This is a genomic window from Rhodococcus sp. AD45-ID, from assembly GCF_003023755.1.
Lineage (GTDB): Bacteria > Actinomycetota > Actinomycetes > Mycobacteriales > Mycobacteriaceae > Rhodococcus_F > Rhodococcus_F globerula.
In genome coordinates, this window is sequence record NZ_PYHL01000001.1 from 51,913 (window position 1) to 71,102 (window position 19,190).

The 19,190-nt window shown below is 61.0% G+C and carries 17 protein-coding genes; 7 read left to right on the forward strand and 10 right to left on the reverse strand.

Going from position 1 to position 19,190, the window contains the following annotated elements:
• Window positions 1-173 precede the first annotated feature (173 nt).
• Entirely contained in the window at window positions 174-1,112 is a 939-nt protein-coding gene (locus C7T36_RS00250; protein ID WP_045070023.1) for a DUF5996 family protein, read from the forward strand.
• Here C7T36_RS00250 and C7T36_RS00255 read toward each other — a convergent pair whose 3' ends face one another.
• A complete protein-coding gene (locus C7T36_RS00255; RefSeq protein WP_045070026.1) occupies window positions 1,113-2,591 on the reverse strand; it encodes an FAD-dependent monooxygenase in 1,479 nt (492 codons plus the stop codon).
• Window positions 2,592-2,765: 174 nt separating this feature from the next.
• On the opposite strand from C7T36_RS00255, the gene C7T36_RS00260 reads away from it, so the two are divergent.
• The 3 genes from C7T36_RS00260 (at window position 2,766) to C7T36_RS00270 (ending at window position 6,585) form a co-directional block, all read left to right on the forward strand.
• The gene (locus C7T36_RS00260) at window positions 2,766-3,635 is read left to right on the forward strand and encodes a DoxX family protein (RefSeq protein WP_045070028.1); all 870 of its coding nucleotides are present in this window, start codon (window positions 2,766-2,768) and stop codon (window positions 3,633-3,635) included.
• Window positions 3,636-3,769: 134 nt separating this feature from the next.
• On the forward strand, window positions 3,770-6,052 hold the full coding sequence (locus C7T36_RS00265) for a 3'-5' exonuclease (protein WP_045070031.1): 2,283 nt from the start codon (window positions 3,770-3,772) through the stop codon (window positions 6,050-6,052).
• A 50-nt stretch (window positions 6,053-6,102) separates the two neighbouring features.
• Window positions 6,103-6,585 carry a hypothetical protein gene (locus tag C7T36_RS00270; RefSeq protein ID WP_052683615.1) on the forward strand — a complete coding sequence of 161 codons (483 nt, stop codon included), beginning with the start codon at window positions 6,103-6,105 and terminating at the stop codon, window positions 6,583-6,585.
• Window positions 6,586-6,591: 6 nt separating this feature from the next.
• Here the strand turns inward: C7T36_RS00270 and C7T36_RS00275 are convergent, their stop codons facing one another.
• The 3 genes from C7T36_RS00275 to uvrB all read right to left on the reverse strand — a co-directional run bounded on the left by C7T36_RS00275 (window position 6,592) and on the right by uvrB (window position 10,288).
• On the reverse strand, window positions 6,592-7,044 hold the full coding sequence (locus C7T36_RS00275) for a universal stress protein (RefSeq protein WP_033230819.1): 453 nt from the start codon (window positions 7,042-7,044) through the stop codon (window positions 6,592-6,594).
• A 159-nt stretch (window positions 7,045-7,203) separates the two neighbouring features.
• Window positions 7,204-8,079, reverse strand: a complete 876-nt coding sequence (locus tag C7T36_RS00280) for a hypothetical protein (RefSeq protein ID WP_045070036.1) — start codon at window positions 8,077-8,079, stop codon at window positions 7,204-7,206.
• A 46-nt stretch (window positions 8,080-8,125) separates the two neighbouring features.
• Window positions 8,126-10,288 (reverse strand): excinuclease ABC subunit UvrB, encoded by a 2,163-nt coding sequence (gene uvrB / locus C7T36_RS00285; RefSeq protein ID WP_033230821.1) that lies wholly within the window; start codon window positions 10,286-10,288, stop codon window positions 8,126-8,128.
• Between the two features lie 72 nt (window positions 10,289-10,360).
• On the opposite strand from uvrB, the gene C7T36_RS00290 reads away from it, so the two are divergent.
• Complete coding sequence (locus C7T36_RS00290) at window positions 10,361-10,879, forward strand: DUF402 domain-containing protein (protein WP_045071025.1); 519 nt, start codon at window positions 10,361-10,363, stop codon at window positions 10,877-10,879.
• A 3-nt stretch (window positions 10,880-10,882) separates the two neighbouring features.
• Here the strand turns inward: C7T36_RS00290 and coaE are convergent, their stop codons facing one another.
• Entirely contained in the window at window positions 10,883-12,097 is a 1,215-nt protein-coding gene (gene coaE / locus C7T36_RS00295) for a dephospho-CoA kinase (RefSeq protein ID WP_045070039.1), read from the reverse strand.
• Window positions 12,098-12,249: 152 nt separating this feature from the next.
• Between coaE and C7T36_RS00300 the strand changes: the two genes are divergently transcribed.
• Window positions 12,250-12,471 (forward strand): hypothetical protein, encoded by a 222-nt coding sequence (locus C7T36_RS00300; protein WP_033230823.1) that lies wholly within the window; start codon window positions 12,250-12,252, stop codon window positions 12,469-12,471.
• 186 nt (window positions 12,472-12,657) lie between these two features.
• Here C7T36_RS00300 and rpsA read toward each other — a convergent pair whose 3' ends face one another.
• Window positions 12,658-14,145 carry a 30S ribosomal protein S1 gene (gene rpsA / locus C7T36_RS00305; RefSeq protein WP_033230824.1) on the reverse strand — a complete coding sequence of 496 codons (1,488 nt, stop codon included), beginning with the start codon at window positions 14,143-14,145 and terminating at the stop codon, window positions 12,658-12,660.
• A gap of 307 nt (window positions 14,146-14,452) precedes the next feature.
• Between rpsA and C7T36_RS00310 the strand changes: the two genes are divergently transcribed.
• On the forward strand, window positions 14,453-15,298 hold the full coding sequence (locus C7T36_RS00310) for a class I SAM-dependent methyltransferase (protein WP_033230825.1): 846 nt from the start codon (window positions 14,453-14,455) through the stop codon (window positions 15,296-15,298).
• Between the two features lie 3 nt (window positions 15,299-15,301).
• Here C7T36_RS00310 and C7T36_RS00315 read toward each other — a convergent pair whose 3' ends face one another.
• The 4 genes from C7T36_RS00315 to C7T36_RS00330 all read right to left on the reverse strand — a co-directional run bounded on the left by C7T36_RS00315 (window position 15,302) and on the right by C7T36_RS00330 (window position 19,173).
• Window positions 15,302-16,063 (reverse strand): amino acid ABC transporter ATP-binding protein, encoded by a 762-nt coding sequence (locus tag C7T36_RS00315; RefSeq protein WP_033230826.1) that lies wholly within the window; start codon window positions 16,061-16,063, stop codon window positions 15,302-15,304.
• A complete protein-coding gene (locus C7T36_RS00320) occupies window positions 16,060-17,016 on the reverse strand; it encodes an amino acid ABC transporter permease (protein WP_084702999.1) in 957 nt (318 codons plus the stop codon). The genes C7T36_RS00315 and C7T36_RS00320 overlap by 4 nt, the downstream gene beginning before the upstream one ends.
• Window positions 17,016-17,990, reverse strand: coding sequence for an ABC transporter substrate-binding protein (locus C7T36_RS00325; RefSeq protein ID WP_242484549.1), 975 nt, complete (start codon window positions 17,988-17,990; stop codon window positions 17,016-17,018). Before C7T36_RS00325 ends, C7T36_RS00320 begins: the two co-directional genes overlap by 1 nt.
• Before the next feature lie 85 nt (window positions 17,991-18,075).
• A complete protein-coding gene (locus tag C7T36_RS00330; RefSeq protein ID WP_045071032.1) occupies window positions 18,076-19,173 on the reverse strand; it encodes an isocitrate/isopropylmalate dehydrogenase family protein in 1,098 nt (365 codons plus the stop codon).
• Window positions 19,174-19,190: the final 17 nt, after the last annotated feature.

Sequence of the window (19,190 nt, forward strand, 5' to 3'; positions counted from 1 at the left end):
GAATTGAAATATGCAGCTCAATGCCAAATTTGCGATCCACATTCGTCATCTATAGGTACGTACCAATAGATTTCAGCGGAGCTATGTCACGTCATCGGTTGCGTGCATGTCGAACCCACCCGTGCCAGACTCCGAAGTAGGCCCGATTGCCGATCGAGTGCGGAGGACGTCAAATGACAACATCCAACACGCCGGCGGATTGGCCAGCACTGCGTGTGAACGACTGGACCGACACGCGCGACACCCTGCACATGTGGGTGCAGATCGTGGGAAAGATCCGACTCGCATGTTCACCACTGGTCAACCACTGGTGGCAGGTCACGCTGTACGTCACTCCGCGAGGTTTGACCACATCGTCCATCCCCTACGGCGACCGCATTTTCGATATCGAGTTCGATTTCTGCGAACACCAACTACGCATCCGCACCAGTTCTGGGGAGTCACACGAGATTCCACTCGAACCTCAATCGGTATCGACGTTCTATGCACGCACGATGGAAGCACTACGCGCCCTGGGCATTTCAGTGGCAATTCAGCCAACACCGAATGAAGTCGAGCCGGCGCTTCCGTTTGCCGACGATCACGTCCACTGCTCCTACCATGCCGAAGCCGTCCACTTGTTCTGGCGTCAACTCGTTCAGGCGAACCGCGTCATCGCGTCGTTCCGCGCGGGATTCATCGGAAAGGTATCTCCGGTCCACTTCTTCTGGGGCGCAATGGACCTCGCCTGCACTCGATTCTCCGGACGCACTGCGCCACCACATCCAGGGGGAGCCCCCAACTGTGGCGACTGGGTGATGGTGGAAGGTTACTCTCACGAATTGAGCAGCTGCGGCTTCTGGCCCGGCGGCGGCGAGGAAGGCGCGTTCTACTCGTACTCGTACCCCGCACCTGCGGCGTTCGAGGACTATCGAGTCGAACCGTCGGCAGCGTTCTACAGCAACGATTTCGGTCAGTTTCTTCTGCCTTACGAAGCAGTCCGGACGGCCACCGACCCGGACGCGACACTGCTTGCGTTTCTACAGACCACCTACGCTGCTGCCGCCGATTCGGGGCGCTGGGACAGAGCCTCGTTGGAGAGCGACCCCAATCGCTGGGGATCGCGGCGATAACTATCGCGCTCCGGTCCACCGCGACAGCGCTGCCGGCCAACCCTCTTCTCCCTCTCGAGAAGTAGAACTCCCTGCCCACGCTACGTAACCGTCAGGCCGTACCAGAAGCGACGGTCCGTCGTCCACGCGTTGCGCTTGGACGAGAAGATCTGGTCCCGGTTTCTGCATCGTCGAGGTGTTCGCGCGCTCGCGGATGAGCACAAAACCCGGCAGGCGCTGCAGTTCCGTGAGTCGCCCTTCGTGTAGCGGCACTTCCGTCGCACGAGTCCCGACCAGATCACTCTGTCCGTCCGGCGGGGGATAACGTAGCTCAGTGCCTGCAAAACTGCCGGCGACGAGGTCACGCACCTTCGGGATCGACAGAATATGCGCAGCAAGGCGATCGCGCATGAGCCTGACTGGGCGCGGATGCAAGGTGACGGCGCGCATCATCAGCCCCGATCGCCGCAGCACTTGCTTCCCGACCGGGTGCCGCTCGCGGTGATAGGTGTCCAGGACCGAATCGTCGGCACCTGCCAGTACGGCGGCGAGTTTCCAGGCCAGGTTCACTCCATCTTGAATTCCGGTGTTCATTCCTTGTGCGCCCATCGGCGAGTGCACATGCGCGGCGTCCCCCACCAAAAACACCCTGCCGCTGCGATAGTCGCGAACCTGACGCTCGTCGCAATGGAAACGCGAATGCCAGCCAACTTCGACGACGCCCACATCGCGCCCCATGGCCCGGTTCAATGAATCCACGATCTCGGCCTCTCCCACCGGATCGCTATCGGGAACCTGACGCTGTCGATCCCAGGTCATCGAGCGATACCAAGCGCCGCTACTGTCCTCCTTCCCGTAGGGCGCAAGGAACCCGAACTCACGTGGAGTGTCCCCCAGCGTGAGGCCACCGTCGTGCGGTCCGGCGGTCAGTTTCACGTCAGCCAACACCACTGACGACAGCACGGATTTCCCGGGGAAATCCATCCCGACCAGACCGCGAACCGTACTGTGTGCGCCGTCCGTCCCAACGACGTATTTGGCGCGCCACGTCATCGTGGACGAAGAGTTGTCATCGTCTTTGGGGCGAGCAGTGAGGGTGACTCCGGTGTCGTCCTGAACGAGATCGACAAGCGCGATACCACGGTGAATGTCTGCTCCCTGGTCCTTGGCATAGAGCGCGAGGGCTTGGTCGACGTTGGTCTGCGGAGTAATCATGGCGAACCGGTAGCGAGATCTCAGGTGGGTGAGGTCCAGCTTTGCACCCTTGAAAAGGTTGATCCCCGGGGTGGTCGTGCTCGTCGCAAGTAGCTGGTCGGCGAGTCCACGCGCGTCGAGCAACTCCAGTGTTCGCGCCATCGTTGCAAACGCCCGACTGGACGGGTTGATCGTCGGCCACTTCTCCACTACAGCCACCGAGCGCCCCAGCCGCGCAAGATCACCAGCCACGGTCATACCTGCTGGGCCACCACCGACCACCACTACGTCGACGTTGCGATCCATCGTCAAACCTCCCACGCCGTCGTCCCAAGGTGTGTCGCAGCCGAGTTTCGGTTAATTCTTCGCTGATGGACGCGGCTTTTGCAGTCTTCCCCCAGCGGCCGGCAAAACGTAACCTGTCCCAGGTTTCGTTCTGATCGCTAGTGTGGAAAGGACCTACATCGGGAGGCTTGGAACATGCTGGTACGTCGAATTGCTCGTCCACTTCTTTCCACCATTTTCATTGCCGGGGGGATCGATGCGCTCCGTAATCCTGCGCAACGTGCGGCAAAAGCAACTCCGCTGATCGACAAATCAGTGGAAACACTCCCCGGCGCGGTGACACAAAAATTGCCCGCAGATCCAGAGACACTGATCAAGCTCAACGCGGTAATCCAGATCGGCGGCGGGGCATTGCTGGCAAGCGGAAAGGCTCCACGCATCGCGTCGTTGGCACTGGCGGGAAGCCTGATCCCCACCACAGTTGCAGGCCATGATTTCTGGAACGAGTCGGACCCCACGCTTCGTGCGATGCAACGCACCAACTTCATCAAGAACGTCAGTCTGCTCGGCGGCCTGATGATCGCCGCCGTCGACACCGAGGGCAAACCGTCACTCGGCTGGCGCGGTCGCCGCGTCGCCAGGAAGGCGCAGGCCTCGATCGCGGCGACGCTGCCCTTGGCAGCCGCGAACCACGACGATCACACAGGCGAACGTCTCGAGCATGCACTCGCCGTTGCTTCGGAGCGTGGGACCGAGCTAGCCGAAGCTGCGAAGGTTCACGGTGCCGAATTGCTCGAGATCGCCAAGGAACGAGGCCCCGAGATTCTCGAGGTTGCCCAGAAGCGCGGGGCGGAACTGGCAGAAACGGCCCGCGAGCGTGGGTCCGAACTGGCGGAGTTGGCCGGCAAGCGCAGCGCCGAGTTTGCAGAACTTGCGCTCGAGAAAAGCAACGAATGGGCGGAGACTGCATCCGAGCAGTCCGAGGTCTTCGGCAAGCGAGCTCGTAAACGCGCCGAAATCGCCCTGGCGAAGGCCCGCGAGAAGCGCGACGAATTGACGCACTGACACAATCACACGTCCGGTCAGGCCACCCTCGGGTGGCCTGACCTCGTTGGATACACCCCATTCACCTAAGCGAACTAGACTGTCTTGGCACTTTTGCGGTGCTCGAACTTCTTTCACCAAGCCTAGGAGAACCCTTGCCCGACGCGGACCCGTCACACACCGAGCAACAGCTCGAGCAGCAGTACGTGACGATGCTGTATTCCCGTCTCGACGAGCTCCGAAAGCATGCCAAATCGCGCCTGAGCACCGTCTTGCTGGAAAGCGGTGGAACCCCGCAGGCACGCAGTGAACGCGAATCGTTCAACGCGATGTACACCGAGGATCTAGCCAAGTACGACGCAGCCGAAAATGGACTGTGCTTCGGCAGAATCGATTTCGACGACGAACATCGCTACGTCGGCCGCCTGGGAATTCTCGACACCGAGAACGACTACGAGACGCTCCTCCTCGACTGGCGCGCCCCGATGGCCCGCCCGTTCTACCTCGCGACACCAGCGGCGCCTGAGGGCGTGAAGCGTCGACGCCACATCCGTAGCCGTAGCCGCGCGGTCACCGGAATCAACGACGAATACCTCGACCTCGACGCAGCTCGCGCTGCCGGCGTTGTCACCGAAGCCGGTGGCGTAGCCGGCGAGAGCGCGCTACTCGACGCATTGAACGCTGCCCGCACCGGCCAGATGAACGACATCGTCGAAACCATCCAGACCGAGCAGGATTCGATCATCCGATCCGAACACAAGAGTGTGCTCGTGGTTCAGGGTGGCCCCGGTACCGGCAAAACCGCTGTGGCGCTCCACCGTGCGGCGTTCCTGCTCTACACCTATCGCCAGCAATTGGCGAAGGCCGGAGTACTCATCATCGGCCCCAACGCAACATTCCTCGACTACATCAGTCAGGTACTCCCGTCACTTGGTGAAACCGGCGTTCTACTCTCCACCATCGGCGACCTGTATCCCGGAGTGCGCGCAACACGAATCGATTCGCTTGCGGCCGGTGAGATCAAGGGTTCACTCGACATCCTCGACGTACTCAAGAACGCTGTCCGTGATCGCCAGGAAGTACCGTCATCGCCGATTGTTCTCCGATTCGACACTTACGACCTGAAACTGGATCGAAAGACAGTCACCAAGGCCCGTGGCCGTGCCCGCTCGTCCCGCCGGCCGCACAACTTGGCCAGGCCGATCTTCGTATCAGCGGTCATCGAAGCGCTGGCTCTACAGATGGCCGAGATCATCGGCGGAAATCTGGTGGACGGCGGTTCGCTCCTGAGTCGAGACGACATCGCCGACATCCGTGACGAAATGCGCGAAGACGCCGACATCATGTCCGCAATCGGCTCACTATGGCCCGAGTTGTCGCCGCAACAGATTCTCGCCGAACTCTGGACGTCACCGAGACGACTGGAAAAAGCCGCTCCACAATTGGACGACAACCAGCGCTCGGAATTGTTGCAGAGTGTCGGCCCCGGATTCAGTGCTGCCGACGCACCGCTACTCGACGAGCTGGCCGAGATTCTCGGCGTTGACGACGCCGCGGAACGCGAACGGGCACAACGACAATGGCGCGCTCAGATTGCCGACGCACAGGGCGCTCTCGATATTCTGACAGGGTCGGCGCCGCAGGATCTCGAAGACGAGATGGACCCCGAAATCCTGATGGCCTACGACCTGATCGACGCCAGTCAACTCGCGCAGCGTCACGACCTGGGCCAGCATCAGACCACTGCCGAGCGCGCCGCGGGTGATCGAACCTGGACGTACGGTCACGTAATCGTCGACGAGGCTCAGGAGTTGTCGGCCATGGCGTGGCGAATGTTGATGCGCCGCATACCGAATCGCTGGATGACGTTGGTGGGCGACACAGCGCAGACGGGTGATCCCGCCGGCACGTCGTCATGGCAGACAATCCTCGAACCATACGTCGCAAAGCGGTGGAAGCTCACGCAGCTGACCGTGAACTATCGAACCCCGTCGGAAATCATGGATGTGGCACACCGGGTGCTCGAAGAAATCGATCCCACGCAAGCAGTACCCCGGTCGGTCAGAGACAGCGGTTTTGCACCGTGGTCACTGAAAACCACAGCGGAGAATCTCCAGGAAACGGTGCGTCGCTGCATCGAGCACGAGTCTCACACAGGCCTGACCGCAGTGATCGCCGGGCACGAGACGGTGAAGAACCTGTCCGGCCTCGCCGGCGACTCTGTCAGTGTGCTCTCCGTCAAGGACGTCAAGGGCCTGGAATTCGACACCGTTTTCATCGTCGAACCCTCGGATATTCTCGACGAATCGCCGCGCGGCATGAATGACCTGTACGTCGCACTGACCCGAGCAACACAGCGGCTCGGCATCATTCACATCGAATCGCTTCCGGCTGTGCTCGACAACATCGCCGAAGCTGCATTCACACCCGTGATGTGATGCGACCGAGTAGGTTCTCTCGTGCCACTTCTACTGAAGGAAATCTTCTCGTGACCGCTCCGATCGCCGCACGCATGCCGCAGTGGCTACTCCGTCGCCGCCCACAGGTCGTCGGAGCTGCGCTGATCGGCCTGTGCGCCGGGACGCTGATCGGATGCGCTCAGGCCGAGTCTTCGGCGTCGGATACCGCCGACGGCGCCGCACCGGCCACCGCCATTGCCGACTCCCCCGAACATCAGGCACTCGAACGGTTCCGGGACGCGATCACTGCAGACGGCGTCACCACACCGCTTACCGACGACACCCTGCAGGTACTTGGGGACGGAATCTGCCGCCAGTTGGCGGTGGGCACGGATCGAACGATGATCATCGAGAATTTGCGCAGCGTGACGCACAACGGCGCCACCAGCCGACCAGGCCAACTCCAAGACGTGGAGAGCACCGAAAACAGTTCGGCCGCATCGCCGATCAGTGCCGATCCCTATCGGTTGGGAACGGTGATCGTCGATGCGGCCGAGACCGAGTACTGCTGAGAACTTTCAGCGAACGGTATGAACGATCAGAACGTCGGATGTTGCCTTTCGTGCAGCATCCGACGGTACCGATCCGAGTAGACGCCCGGTCAGTGTGTTGAGTCCACGGTTACCGATGACCAACAGATCACCCTCGACCTCGTCGAGCAAGGCGAGCAACGACTCGACGGGCGCTCCGACGATTGCCCGTTCCACGACCTTCTCCGCGCCGGCCGCATGTGCGCGCTCCCGAGCCGTTCGGAGGATTTCGTAGGTAGGTGTCGAACCTGTGACCTGGTATGCCTCGTCGCCGAGTACATCTGCCGCAGCGCTGACGTCCTTGGGGTCTGCCGGGTAGTACGCGCACGCGATAATCAATTGCGCACTGGCATCGGCTGCAATGCTTGCGGCCCGGTCGACTGCTTTCAGTGACGACTCGGAGCCATCGGTTCCTACGACAACGGTCCGGTAGGCACTCATTCATCCTCCATGGTTACGAGATAGTCAGCGGTTACGGGAAAGTCAGCGCTGCTGACATTAGCGGGCAGAGCGCAGCGATAGTGCCAATTGCCATACACACCACAACACCGCAGTGAATGTGATCTGCAGTCACATCAAAAAATTACACTGAATTCCGGATCAGCGCAGGTTTCCGAATCGCGGACCGAAAAGCGCTGCGGGAAACACGTCCTGTTCAGTCAGTGCAGCACGCCACGGCGCTGCCAGTTCGAGAAGCCTGTCTGCTCCGGATTCGCCCAAGGCGTCCCACGGCGCCAAAGCCAGATCGTCCGTCAAGTCCTCCACTACGTCGCGCAGTTCCTGCCCGTCCTCGGTCAGTGCTCCCGACTTACGATCGAGCAACTCTCGATCCTGAAGATCCTGGACACCTTGCGCCCACTGCTCGGCAGACCACCCGCGACGACTCTGAGCAAACTTCTGCTGGAATCCGATACCCGTGGCGGTGTGGGTGATCAAGGCTTCCAACCCGTTCAGTCCGGCAGTCTGCAGTGCGGCGATGTGTCCGTCACCGCGGTACTCCCGCAGCAAAGTCAGTGCGTGCCAGAACGCGAGGTGCGGCACGGTCGGCCACTCGACGGAAGCCCAACCGGCGTACAGCGGACGCCCCTCGACGCCGGGGATGTTCCGCGCTGCAATGGAAACCAACTCGGCAGCTTCAGCCATGTCCTGTGACGACGTCACCTCTTCGCCGAGGAGACGAACGTACGCGGCGTCGATGGCGCGGTAGCGCGCAGCAACAATCTCCGACGGTTTCGCGAGGTCCCACGCGCGCGGAATCACGCTGGCGACCAACTCCGGATTGAAGTTGTAGAACGCCGACGTCACGACAGTGGCGGGTGGCGTACCCAAGGGCGCAGCGCGACCCGCGAAGTACACCATCCGGCCCGGCTCGAGCCCCAGCGCAACCAATTCCTTTTCCGTCTCCGGAACGAAGTAAGCCAGCGAATGGAGAAGTTCGAGAGTACGGCCGGTCTTGCCGGCAGTCTGTGCATCCATATGTGAACCGTAGCGGGCGTTCCCGATTCACACACATCCCACCGAACTACTTCAAACCGGCCGCGTCCATGCCTCGAAGCTCCTTCTTGAGATCCGAGATTTCGTCACGCAAACGACCGGCCAACTCGAACTGCAAGTCCCGGGCGGCATTCATCATCTGATCTGTGAGTTCCTTGACCAGGTCTGCCAATTCTGCCCGGGGCATCGATTTGGTGTCGCGGCCTTCGTACACTCCTGCACTGACCGCGCGGCCTGCTTCGCCCTGCGCTCGACGGCCACGCGTCGCGTTACGTCCGGAACCACCGATGTCGACGGACGCAGCGGTGTCCTCGGCTTCCTCGTAGACCTGATCGAGGATGTCGGCGATCTTCTTGCGGAGAGGCTGCGGATCAACCCCCATCTTCTTGTTGTATTCGACCTGCTTCTCACGGCGACGCTCGGTCTCTTCGATTGCCTGCGCCATGGAGGCAGTGATCTTGTCCGCGTACATGTGAACCTGGCCGGACACGTTACGAGCAGCGCGGCCGATGGTCTGGATAAGGCTGGTGGAACTCCGCAGGAAGCCCTCCTTGTCGGCATCGAGAATCGCAACCAGCGACACCTCGGGAAGGTCGAGGCCCTCACGCAGAAGGTTGATACCGACCAGGACGTCGTACTCCCCCAGTCGCAACTGCCGCAGCAGTTCGACGCGACGTAACGTGTCGATGTCGGAGTGCAGATAGCGAACCCGAATTCCGAGTTCGAGCAGATAATCGGTGAGATCTTCCGACATCTTCTTGGTCAATGTCGTGACAAGGACTCGCTCGTCCTTTGCCGCGCGTTCCCGGATCTCGTGAACCAGGTCGTCGATCTGCCCCTTGGTCGGCTTGACGATCACCTCGGGATCGACGAGACCTGTCGGACGAATCACCTGCTCGACGAACTCACCGCCGGCTTGCCCCAACTCGTACTTGCCTGGCGTTGCCGACAGGTAGACGGTCTGACCGATGCGCTGACTGAATTCTTCCCAGGTCAGCGGCCGGTTATCCGTCGCCGACGGCAGGCGGAAACCGAACTCCACCAGGTTGCGCTTACGCGACATGTCACCCTCGTACATGGCGCCGATCTGTGGAACGGTCACATGCGACTCGTCGATGACCAGGAGGAAATCCTCGGGGAAGTAGTCGATCAGCGTAGCCGGCGCGGTGCCAGGTCCACGGCCGTCGATGTGCCGTGAATAGTTCTCGATTCCGGAGCAGAATCCGACCTGTTTGATCATCTCCAAGTCGTACTGCGTTCGCATCCGTAGCCGCTGCGCCTCGAGCAGTTTGCCCTTGCCCTCCAACTCTTCGAGTCGTTGTTCGAGTTCTGCCTCGATGTCCTTGACCGCACGCTCGAGACGCTCGGGCCCGGCAACATAGTGGGTCGCGGGGAAGATCCGAACCGTATCCACTTTCCGGACGATGTCGCCGGTGAGCGGATGAAGGTAGTACAGCGCCTCGATCTCGTCGCCGAAGAACTCGATCCGAACCGCCAACTCCTCGTACGACGGGATGATTTCAACCGTGTCACCCCGGACGCGGAACGAACCACGGGTGAACGCAACATCGTTGCGGTTGTACTGCACGTCGACCAGGAGGCGCAGAAACGCATCACGCGGAACCTCGACGCCCACTTCGAGCGAGATGGAGCGATCGAGGTAAGACTGCGGTGTACCGAGACCGTAGATGCACGACACGGACGCGACCACAACAACGTCCCGTCGCGAGAGCAGGCTCGACGTCGCGGAGTGACGCAGGCGTTCGACGTCGTCGTTGACCGACGAGTCTTTCTCGATATACGTGTCCGTCTGAGCGATATATGCCTCAGGCTGGTAGTAGTCGTAATACGAGACGAAGTATTCAACCGAGTTGTTCGGCAGCATCTCGCGAAGCTCGTTGGCCAACTGAGCAGCCAAGGTCTTGTTCGGTGCCATCACCAGCGTCGGCCGCTGCACGCGCTCGATCAGCCAGGCGGTCGTCGCAGATTTGCCGGTGCCGGTGGCACCAAGTAGGACTATGTCCTTCTCGCCCTCGTTGAGCCGTTTCTCGAGCTCGGCAATGGCAGCGGGCTGATCGCCGGCAGGCTCGTATTCACTGACGACCTCGAAGCGGCCGTCAGAGCGCTCGATGTCGCTGACCGGACGAAACTCGGAATGTGCGACGACTGGATGTTCGGAAGCAAACGCCATGAAACCAGGGTATGCGCACCCACCGACATCATGCGTGGGCACAAGCTCGTCGCAGCGGTAGGTTCATGCAACATGAGCGAAGCACGTATTCACATTCACCCGCCCAAAGTCGAAACTTTCGACCTCGAGGCCCGAACCAACATCGACCCCAAGGGCTTCGTTCGCCAGGTCGAAACCTACCGCGAAGAGCCATGGGGCCTGTACATGGGCCGACACGCAGACCATCCACAATTCCACTACCTGGAGTCGTGGATACTTCCCGACCTCGGAATCCGAGCGTCGATCTTCCACTTCACGCCGGGGCACGAACGGGACCAGGATCACTACATCGACATCGGCACATTCACGCGCGGTGAGCACGCATGGAGATCCGAAGACCACTATCTCGATCTGATTGTGCAGACCGGCCGCAGCACCGAACTACTCGACGTCGACGAACTCCTGGAAGCGCACGCATCCGGAATACTCGACGCCCAGACGTCCGAACAGGCCATGCTGACCGCTGCCCGCACCATCGACGGCATTGCCGCCCACGGTCACGATCTCGGCGCGTGGCTGTCGTCGTTGGGCATGCCGATCACCTGGCGGTAGGCGTCAGGCCGTCCAACCCGACTTGTCTGCCCATTCCCACGCACGGTGGAACGCCGCGTCGAACCAGGGTGTCTTGACCGCGAGGTACGCATCCATCGCCTTGTCGTAATCATCTATTCCGGACGCGTGCTCCGCGGCCCGGACCTTCAACGCGGCATACTCCGCACGGGCGTCGTCATCCGCCCGCAGCCAGTCACGGAACAACACGGCAAATTGCTGGCCCGGCCAACCGTCGACACGAATATGGATGTTCACCGGCCGACCCGGATCTGCGCTGGAATGAATCCGCTTCGCCCACACGCTCGGATCGGTTTCACCCCCGACATAGGCAGGTTTCGGATCGTCCGCGACGATATTCTCGAGACGCGGAAAACCACCAGTTGCAAGGTCAGCGGCCAAGTCGTCCGCAATCCCGATGTGTTCGACAGTGATCTGAAGATCGATCACGTCCTTCGCGTCGAGTCCCGGTACGGCAGTGGAACCGATGTGATCGATACGCGTGGCTCGATCACCACACAGCAGTGCCAACCGGTTGATCAGGCGAGTTGCTTGCACCGGCCACTGCGGATCCGCGGGGCTCAGCTCAGGAAGTACACGAACCGCTGTTCCGGTGCGCAGATTCTCCTCGAACGGTGCGATTCGATTGGCCCACAGTTCACGGACCACAGCGTCCAGGGCGCCTGGATCACCGCTGTTGTCGAGCCAGACGTCCGCAACGGCGCGGCGCTGATCGTCGGTCGCCTGCGCCGCGATCCGCGCCCTGGCATCGCTCTCGGGCATCCCACGTGACTCGACCAACCGCCGGACGCGTTCTTCGGCGTCGACGTACACGATGACAACCATATTGAACGCCGGAGCCATTCCAGCTTCGACAAGCAGCGGGATATCCTGCACCAGAACAGAATTCGCTGGCGCAGCATCAATGGCTTCGGCCGTACGATGGCCGATCAACGGATGCAGGATCGAATTGAGAGTGCCGCGGGAAGCGTCGTCGGCAAACGCCAACGCCGCAAGCGCGGGTCGATCGAGGGTGCCGTCCGGCGCGATGATGCCGTCACCGAACGCCTGCGCCAACGCAGCCAACCCCGGAGTACCGGGTTCTACGACCTCTCGGGCGATCAGATCGGCATCAACGATCACTGCTCCCAGTTCGGTGAGGATTTTCGACACAGTCGACTTGCCGGCTCCGATGCCTCCAGTGAGGCCAACTCTCAACACAACGGACAGTCTCTCACCTATGCTCACGGCACGAGATTCGAGTCCTGAAATTGAACACGCCACACAACTCGAGACGCAAATACCACAATAAAGGCAATCCGTGTGGTTAAGTTCTAGCGAACGCCCTGCACCTTCTCGAGAAAGTGGACGCCATGCGAGCAGATCGTGACCATCTTGGTCAGCATCGCCTCGGAATGCCGAACGGCGTGCACTGTATCGAATTTCCCGAGGTTGCCTTTGCATTGGCCGAACATCGGCGAACGTGGTTCACCGTCCTCGTGAGCCAGGGCCGTCACAGCTTCGCGTCGATGCGCAAGCGCACAGCCGAAGCCACCGCGACGTATTGGGTCCCGGCTCCGGCCACCACCGCTTGACCTAGCAGCACCGCAGCTTTCACCCGACAGCCACCAGTCGCCAGACTGGTGGCTGTCGCATTTCCTCCCATGCGACAACCGGTGTGACGCGAATACTTGTGCCACACAACAAAAGAACCCCGCTCCTGCTTGCGCAGGAGCGGGGTTCTTTCACAGATCTCGCTTGATCAGATCAAGCGGTAATCCTTATGCGTTGCCCGACAGCTTCTCGCGAAGTGCGGCGAGCTGTGCATCGCTTGCAAGCGATCCACCAGCGGACTCTGCCGGAGCGGAGCCTGCAGAGGCCGGAGCCTCTTCGTCGTCTGCAGAAGCCGTCTCCGAGGAGTAGCCGGCAGCAGCGGTGGCAGCTTCAGCGGCCTCGTCTGCAGCGGTCTTCTCCATCTGAACGGTGTGCATCTTGTGACGACGCTCAGCCTCGGCGTAGCGGTTCTCCCACTCTTCGCGCTGCTTGTCGAAGCCCTCGAGCCATTCGTTGGTCTCGGGATCGAAGCCCTCGGGGAAGATGTAGTTGCCCTGCTCGTCGTACGAGTCGGCCATGCCGTACTTGGACGGATCGAACTCGGCGTTGTAATCCTCGTTGGCCTGCTTCAGCGACAGCGAGATACGACGACGCTCGAGGTCGATGTCGATGACCTTGACGAGTGCATCGTCGCCGACGCCGACAACCTGGTCCGGAACCTCGACGTGGCGCTCAGCCAGCTCCGAGATGTGAACGAGGCCTTCGATTCCCTCTTCGACGCGCACGAATGCACCGAACGGAACCAGCTTCGTGACCTTGCCGGGCACGATCTGGCCGATGGCGTGCGTGCGGGCGAACTGACGCCACGGATCTTCCTGCGTTGCCTTGAGCGACAGGGAGACGCGCTCGCGGTCCAGGTCGACGTCGAGAACCTCGACGGTGACCTCGGTGCCGACCTCGACAACCTCGGACGGGTGATCGATGTGCTTCCAAGACAGCTCGGAAACGTGAACCAGACCGTCTACGCCGCCCAGGTCCACGAATGCACCGAAGTTGACGATGGAGGACACGACGCCCTTGCGGACCTGGCCCTTCTGGAGCTGGTGCAGGAATTCGCTGCGAACCTCGGACTGAGTCTGCTCGAGCCATGCACGGCGCGACAGGACCACGTTGTTGCGGTTCTTGTCGAGCTCGATGATCTTGGCCTCGATCTCCTTGCCGACGTACGGCTGGAGGTCGCGGACGCGACGCATTTCGACGAGCGAGGCGGGGAGGAAGCCACGAAGGCCGATGTCAAGGATGAGGCCGCCCTTGACGACCTCGATGACGGTGCCCTTGACGGCCTCGTCCTTCTCCTTGAGCTCCTCGATGGTGCCCCAGGCACGCTCGTACTGAGCACGCTTCTTCGACAGGATCAGTCGACCTTCTTTGTCCTCCTTGGTGAGGACGAGAGCCTCGACCGCATCTCCCACGGAGACGACCTCGTTGGGGTCGACGTCGTGCTTGATGGAGAGCTCACGAGAAGGGATGACACCTTCGGTCTTGTAACCGATGTCGAGCAGAACCTCGTCGCGGTCGACCTTGACGATGGTGCCTTCGACGATGTCGCCATCGTTGAAGTACTTGATCGTTGCGTCGATGGCGGCGAGGAAGTCCTCGGCAGAGCCAATGTCGTTAATGGCAACCTGCGGCGAGGTGACGGTTGTGGAGGGCATATGTTGAATTGCTCCGGACGAGTTGTGGTCGGTTGATGGATTTTGTCGGACGAGATGCAACATTGTAGGTACCGGAATGCAGTACCCAGTTGCACAGAAACTAACAACCGGAAACCGAAACACATTCCGCACCCGAACGGTGCACCACAAGATCTCTCGTTCACGCCGATCCAAGGCCTCGGTAAAGGCCTAGTACAGATATTCGACTGAATGACAGACACTCGCGTGGGTAAGACTACGCGTCGGCGGTGCGAGCGGGCAAACCCGGGTACCCTGTCGCCGCTGGTAGCGCTCTAGTCTGTTCGACATGTCTGACGATCGCCACGCTGCCGCCAATTCCATTCTCGGGACCAGCGGAGTCGGCAGGGCCCGGGTCGACTCCGATGCGAGCGACCGCGCCAGCCGCGCGTGGTGGGACGCAGACGCCGAGGACTACCACCGTACTCATGGCGAGTTTCTGGGCGTGAACAGCGCAGACGGTGAATTCGTCTGGTGCCCCGAGGGTCTACACGAAGGCGATCACCACCTGCTCGGCGACATCGTCGACAAGGACATCCTCGAAGTAGGGTGCGGCTCCGCACCCTGCGCCCGGTGGCTGGCCGGTCACGGCGCCCGGGCCGTCGGACTCGATATTTCGATGGGCATGCTCTCGCGCGGAGTCGACGCTATGACTGCCGGCGGACCACGCGTACCGCTGATCCAGGCGAGCGCCGAATTGCTGCCGTTTGCCGACGCGAGCTTCGACATCGTCTGCTCCGCTTTCGGAGCCGTTCCGTTCGTGGCCGATTCGCAGCAAGTGATGAACGAAGTAGCGCGAGTTCTACGGCCGGGCGGCAAGTGGGTGTTTGCGGTCAACCATCCGATTCGCTGGATCTTCCCCGACGACCCAGGACCCAAGGGACTGACTGCGACACTCCCCTACTTCGACCGCACGCCCTACGTCGAGGTCGACGACAACGGCGTACCCACCTACGTCGAGCACCACCGCACGATCGGCGACCGCGTCCGCGAACTGGTGGCGGCCGGCCTGCAGGTTCACGACATCATCGAACCGGAGTGGCCGGAGTGGCTGGACCGCGAGTGGGGACAGTGGAGTCCTCTACGCGGCCAGCTCTTTCCGGGCACCGCGATATTCAGCGCCGTCAAACCCTGAGAGCTACAGCAGATTCGACAGGAATGCCTTGGTGCGATCCTGCTGCGGGTTGGCCAGAAGTTGTCGCGGCTCACCGGATTCGACGACAACTCCGCCGTCCATGAACACCAGCTGATCGGCAACCTCACGGGCGAAGCCCATCTCGTGAGTGACGACGACCATCGTCATACCGTCTTTGGCGAGTTGTTTCATGACTGTCAGAACTTCACCGACGAGTTCCGGATCGAGAGCCGACGTCGGCTCGTCGAAGAGCATCAGTTTCGGGTCCATCGCGAGTGCCCGCGCGATGGCAACGCGCTGTTGCTGTCCACCGGACAACTGGGCGGGGTATGCGTTTGCCTTGGCGCTCAAACCGACCTGATCGAGCAGATCCTTTGCCCGCTCGATTGCCTTCTTCTTGCTGACGCGCTTCACCTGGGTGGGCGCTTCGATGATGTTTTCCAACGCAGTTCGGTGCGGGAACAAGTTGAAGTGCTGGAACACCATGCCGATGTCCTGACGTTGCTTCGCCGCCGCCCGTGGGTGCAGTTCGTAAAGCTTGCCGTTCTTCTCCGAGTAACCGACGAGGTCGCCGTCGACATACAGGCGTCCGGCATTGACCTGTTCGAGGTGGTTGATGCAGCGCAAAAAGGTCGACTTGCCCGACCCGGACGGACCGACCAGGCAGAGCACCTGCCCACGATCGATTTCGAGTGACACGCCTTTGAGAACCTGGAGTGCGCCGAAGTTCTTGCACACTCGATCTGCCTTGACCATCGGTGTCATTTGCGTTCTCCTCCGGGAGTGTCCGGGAGTGTCTCCACTACCGTCGCGTTGCCTTGCGCATCGGCAAGCGCCTGAAGCTGGCGTGTGGTCAGTGCTCGCGTGGCACCCTTCGAGTAGTACCGCTCGACGTAGAACTGGCCGATCATCAGCAGGCTGGTGATCGCGAGGTACCAGGTTGCCGCAACCATGAGCAATGGAATCGGCTCGAAGTTTGCACCCGAAATATCTCTGGCACGACCGTACAACTCCAAGCTGTACGGAACTGCGGACACCAGCGACGTCGTCTTGAGCATGCTGATCAACTCGTTGCCCGTCGGCGGGATAATCACGCGCATCGCCTGTGGGAGAACCGTTCGGCGCATGGTCTGGCTCCACGTCATGCCCAACGCGATGGATGCTTCGGTCTGTCCCTCGTTGACCGAACTCACTCCGGCTCGGACGATTTCCGCCATGTAGGCAGCCTCGTTCAATGCCAACCCGATGACGGCAAAAAGGAACGCCGCCTGGATTCCCTGTAGATCGATGTGCACGAACTGATGCACAAACGGGATACCGAGATCGAGGCTCTTGTAGATCGACGGAAACAGCCCCCAGAACACCAATTGGACGTACACGGGCGTGCCACGAAAGATCCAGAGATACCCCCAAGCGGCTGTCCTGAGGACAGGGTTGGGTGACAACCTCATCACAGCCAAAATCACGCCAAGGACTATCGCGATCACCATCGACAGCACTGTCAGTTGGATGGTCTTCCACGCTGCCGCGCTGATTCGCGAGTCGAACAGATACCGACCGTAGGTTCCCCATCCGAACGCGTCGTTGGTCGCCGCCCCGTAGACGAACAGTCCGAACAACACCACTACGACGATCGCAGCTATCCAGCGACCAGGTCTGCGCAGTGGGATCGCCTTGATCGGCGCCGGATCGCCACTCTCGGTTGTTGTCATGTTCATCAGCTCTCCGCGCCGTTGATCTTGGATACTTCGATGACGCCGGCCTCGACGCTCCACGTCTGAGCGATCTGTTGATAGACGCCGTTGTCGATCAGGTACTGCATGGCCTGCTGAAGTGCGGGACCCAGCTCCGAGCCCTTGACGATCGGCCAACCGTACGGTGCCGAATCGAAGGGCTCACCCGCCGCTTCCATTCGGCCCTTGCTGCGCTTGATCGCGTAGCCGGTGACCGGCGAGTCCGCGGACAGTGCGTCGACTCGGCCGAGGATGAGCGCATTCGCCGCGTCGTCCTGGCTGTCGTACTTGACCTTCTCGATCGGCGGTTTGCCTGCGGCAACACATGCCTCGCTCTTTGCAGGCACTTCGTCGATGTCCTCGGTCGTCGTGGTTTGGACCGCGACCCGCAGCCCACACGCATTGTTCGGATCGACAGGATTGTCCGGGCGCTGCGCCCATTGAATGCCTGCGCTGTAGTAGGTCACGAAGTCGACCGTCTTCTCGCGCTCCTTGGAATCGGTGAACGACGACATTCCCATGTCGTAGCTCCCCGATTGGATTGCGGGAATGATCTTGTCGAAGTCCGCTTGGTTGAAGACCGCCTCGACTCCGAGCACTGCCGCAACAGCTTTCATCAAGTCGACGTCGAATCCGACGATGTTGCCGTCCGCGTCCTTGAATTCGTTGGGCGCGTAGGGAATGTTCACCCCGATCTGGAGCTTGCCGGTTTCAGCGACCTTCGGTGGCAACAGCGCCGCAATCTCAGGCACCTTCTGCACCGTGAGTGGAGGACCTTCCGGCACAAGACCTTCGTCGTTGACCACACATCCCCCGCAGAGCGCGACAATCACGCCGACCAACAGGAGCCGAACGAGATGTATGCGTACTCCCCCGCGACGAAACACTCTTGCTCGCGCGTTTTCACCGACCACGACTCTGCTCTCCACTCGTCGATCGCCGCATCGAGCAACGCTCATTCGAAATTCAGTAGAACGGTAGGGTACGGCAGGACTTCCTCGACTAACGATTCCGAACTCCTTCCCCACCCGTGCGATACAAGAATCAGCGACGAAGTGTATGCGCGTACACCACTTCGGCGAATTCGCTGGTGGACGCAAGGCCGCCAAGGTCAGCGGTCGCGATTCCCGAGGAAATAGTGGCGTTCACCGCATTTCTGATTCGACGCGCCGCAGCCGACAACACAGGTTCGCGACGGACATCTGCCAGCCAGTCCAGCATCATCGCACTCGAGAGAAACATGGCTGTGGGGTTGGCTCGGTTCTTGCCCGCTATGTCCGGCGCCGCTCCGTGCGCAGCCTGCGCCATGACTCGAGTGTCCGAGACATTGATCGACGGCGCTGTCCCGAGCGAGCCGGCCAACTCTCCTGCCAGGTCTGACAGGATGTCGCCGAACATGTTCTCGGTGACTACGACATCGAAATCTCCACCTCGCCGAACCAGAAGTGCGGCCATGGCATCGACATGTTCATCGTCGACAACGACATGAGGGAAATCGGCGGCCACAGTGCGGCAGGCATCGCGGAAAAGCCCGGTGGTAAGGGTGAGGACATTCGCTTTGTGGACGATGGTGACGTGATTGCGTCGACGCGTCGCCAGAGCGAACGCCGTTCGGGCTATTCGCTCGCACGCTGCGCGCGTGAAAACGCCAACCGCCAGTGCGAGGTCCGGCGTCGGCATGAATTCACCGCTACCGACAGCCATGTTGCGGTCTGCGTACAGCCCCTCGGTGTTCTCGCGGACGATCACCAAGTCCATGTCCGGAACAGTCGCCTTCACTCCGCTCAGAACAGCGGCCGGACGGATGTTCGCAAAGAGTTCGAACTTCTTTCGGATCACACCGCCGGGCGTCAGCTGTCCACGAAACTCGCTCGGGTACGACGCGCTGTCATGTGGTCCGAGGATCCATCCGGGTAGCTGCTCGAGTGCCGTGAGTGTCTCGTCGGGAATCGGTGTCCCGTGACTGTCGATGGCTTCGAAGCCGAGCGGCAGTTCCACCCACTCCACTGGTTGGGCGTGAACCGAGGACATTGCGCCGTCCACGATCTCCCGAGTGGCCGGGACGATATCCTGACCGATTCCGTCGCCGCGCATGAGTCCCAGCCGCAGGCCCGATGATCCGATTGCACTCGTACCTGTCATCGGGCAATCATTACCCA

Bases quoted from the DNA above. Each gene is read 5' to 3' on its own strand.
- C7T36_RS00250 (WP_045070023.1), top strand. From the start codon at position 174: ATGACAACATCCAACACGCCGGCGGATTGGCCAGCACTGCGTGTGAAC.
- C7T36_RS00255 (WP_045070026.1), bottom strand. From the start codon at position 2,591: ATGGATCGCAACGTCGACGTAGTGGTGGTCGGTGGTGGCCCAGCAGGT.
- C7T36_RS00260 (WP_045070028.1), top strand. From the start codon at position 2,766: ATGCTGGTACGTCGAATTGCTCGTCCACTTCTTTCCACCATTTTCATT.
- C7T36_RS00275 (WP_033230819.1), bottom strand. From the start codon at position 7,044: ATGAGTGCCTACCGGACCGTTGTCGTAGGAACCGATGGCTCCGAGTCG.
- C7T36_RS00280 (WP_045070036.1), bottom strand. From the start codon at position 8,079: ATGGATGCACAGACTGCCGGCAAGACCGGCCGTACTCTCGAACTTCTC.
- uvrB (WP_033230821.1), bottom strand. From the start codon at position 10,288: ATGGCGTTTGCTTCCGAACATCCAGTCGTCGCACATTCCGAGTTTCGT.
- C7T36_RS00290 (WP_045071025.1), top strand. From the start codon at position 10,361: ATGAGCGAAGCACGTATTCACATTCACCCGCCCAAAGTCGAAACTTTC.
- C7T36_RS00300 (WP_033230823.1), top strand. From the start codon at position 12,250: ATGCGAGCAGATCGTGACCATCTTGGTCAGCATCGCCTCGGAATGCCG.
- rpsA (WP_033230824.1), bottom strand. From the start codon at position 14,145: ATGCCCTCCACAACCGTCACCTCGCCGCAGGTTGCCATTAACGACATT.
- C7T36_RS00310 (WP_033230825.1), top strand. From the start codon at position 14,453: ATGTCTGACGATCGCCACGCTGCCGCCAATTCCATTCTCGGGACCAGC.
- C7T36_RS00315 (WP_033230826.1), bottom strand. From the start codon at position 16,063: ATGACACCGATGGTCAAGGCAGATCGAGTGTGCAAGAACTTCGGCGCA.
- C7T36_RS00320 (WP_084702999.1), bottom strand. From the start codon at position 17,016: ATGAACATGACAACAACCGAGAGTGGCGATCCGGCGCCGATCAAGGCG.
- C7T36_RS00325 (WP_242484549.1), bottom strand. From the start codon at position 17,990: ATGAGCGTTGCTCGATGCGGCGATCGACGAGTGGAGAGCAGAGTCGTG.
- C7T36_RS00330 (WP_045071032.1), bottom strand. From the start codon at position 19,173: ATGACAGGTACGAGTGCAATCGGATCATCGGGCCTGCGGCTGGGACTC.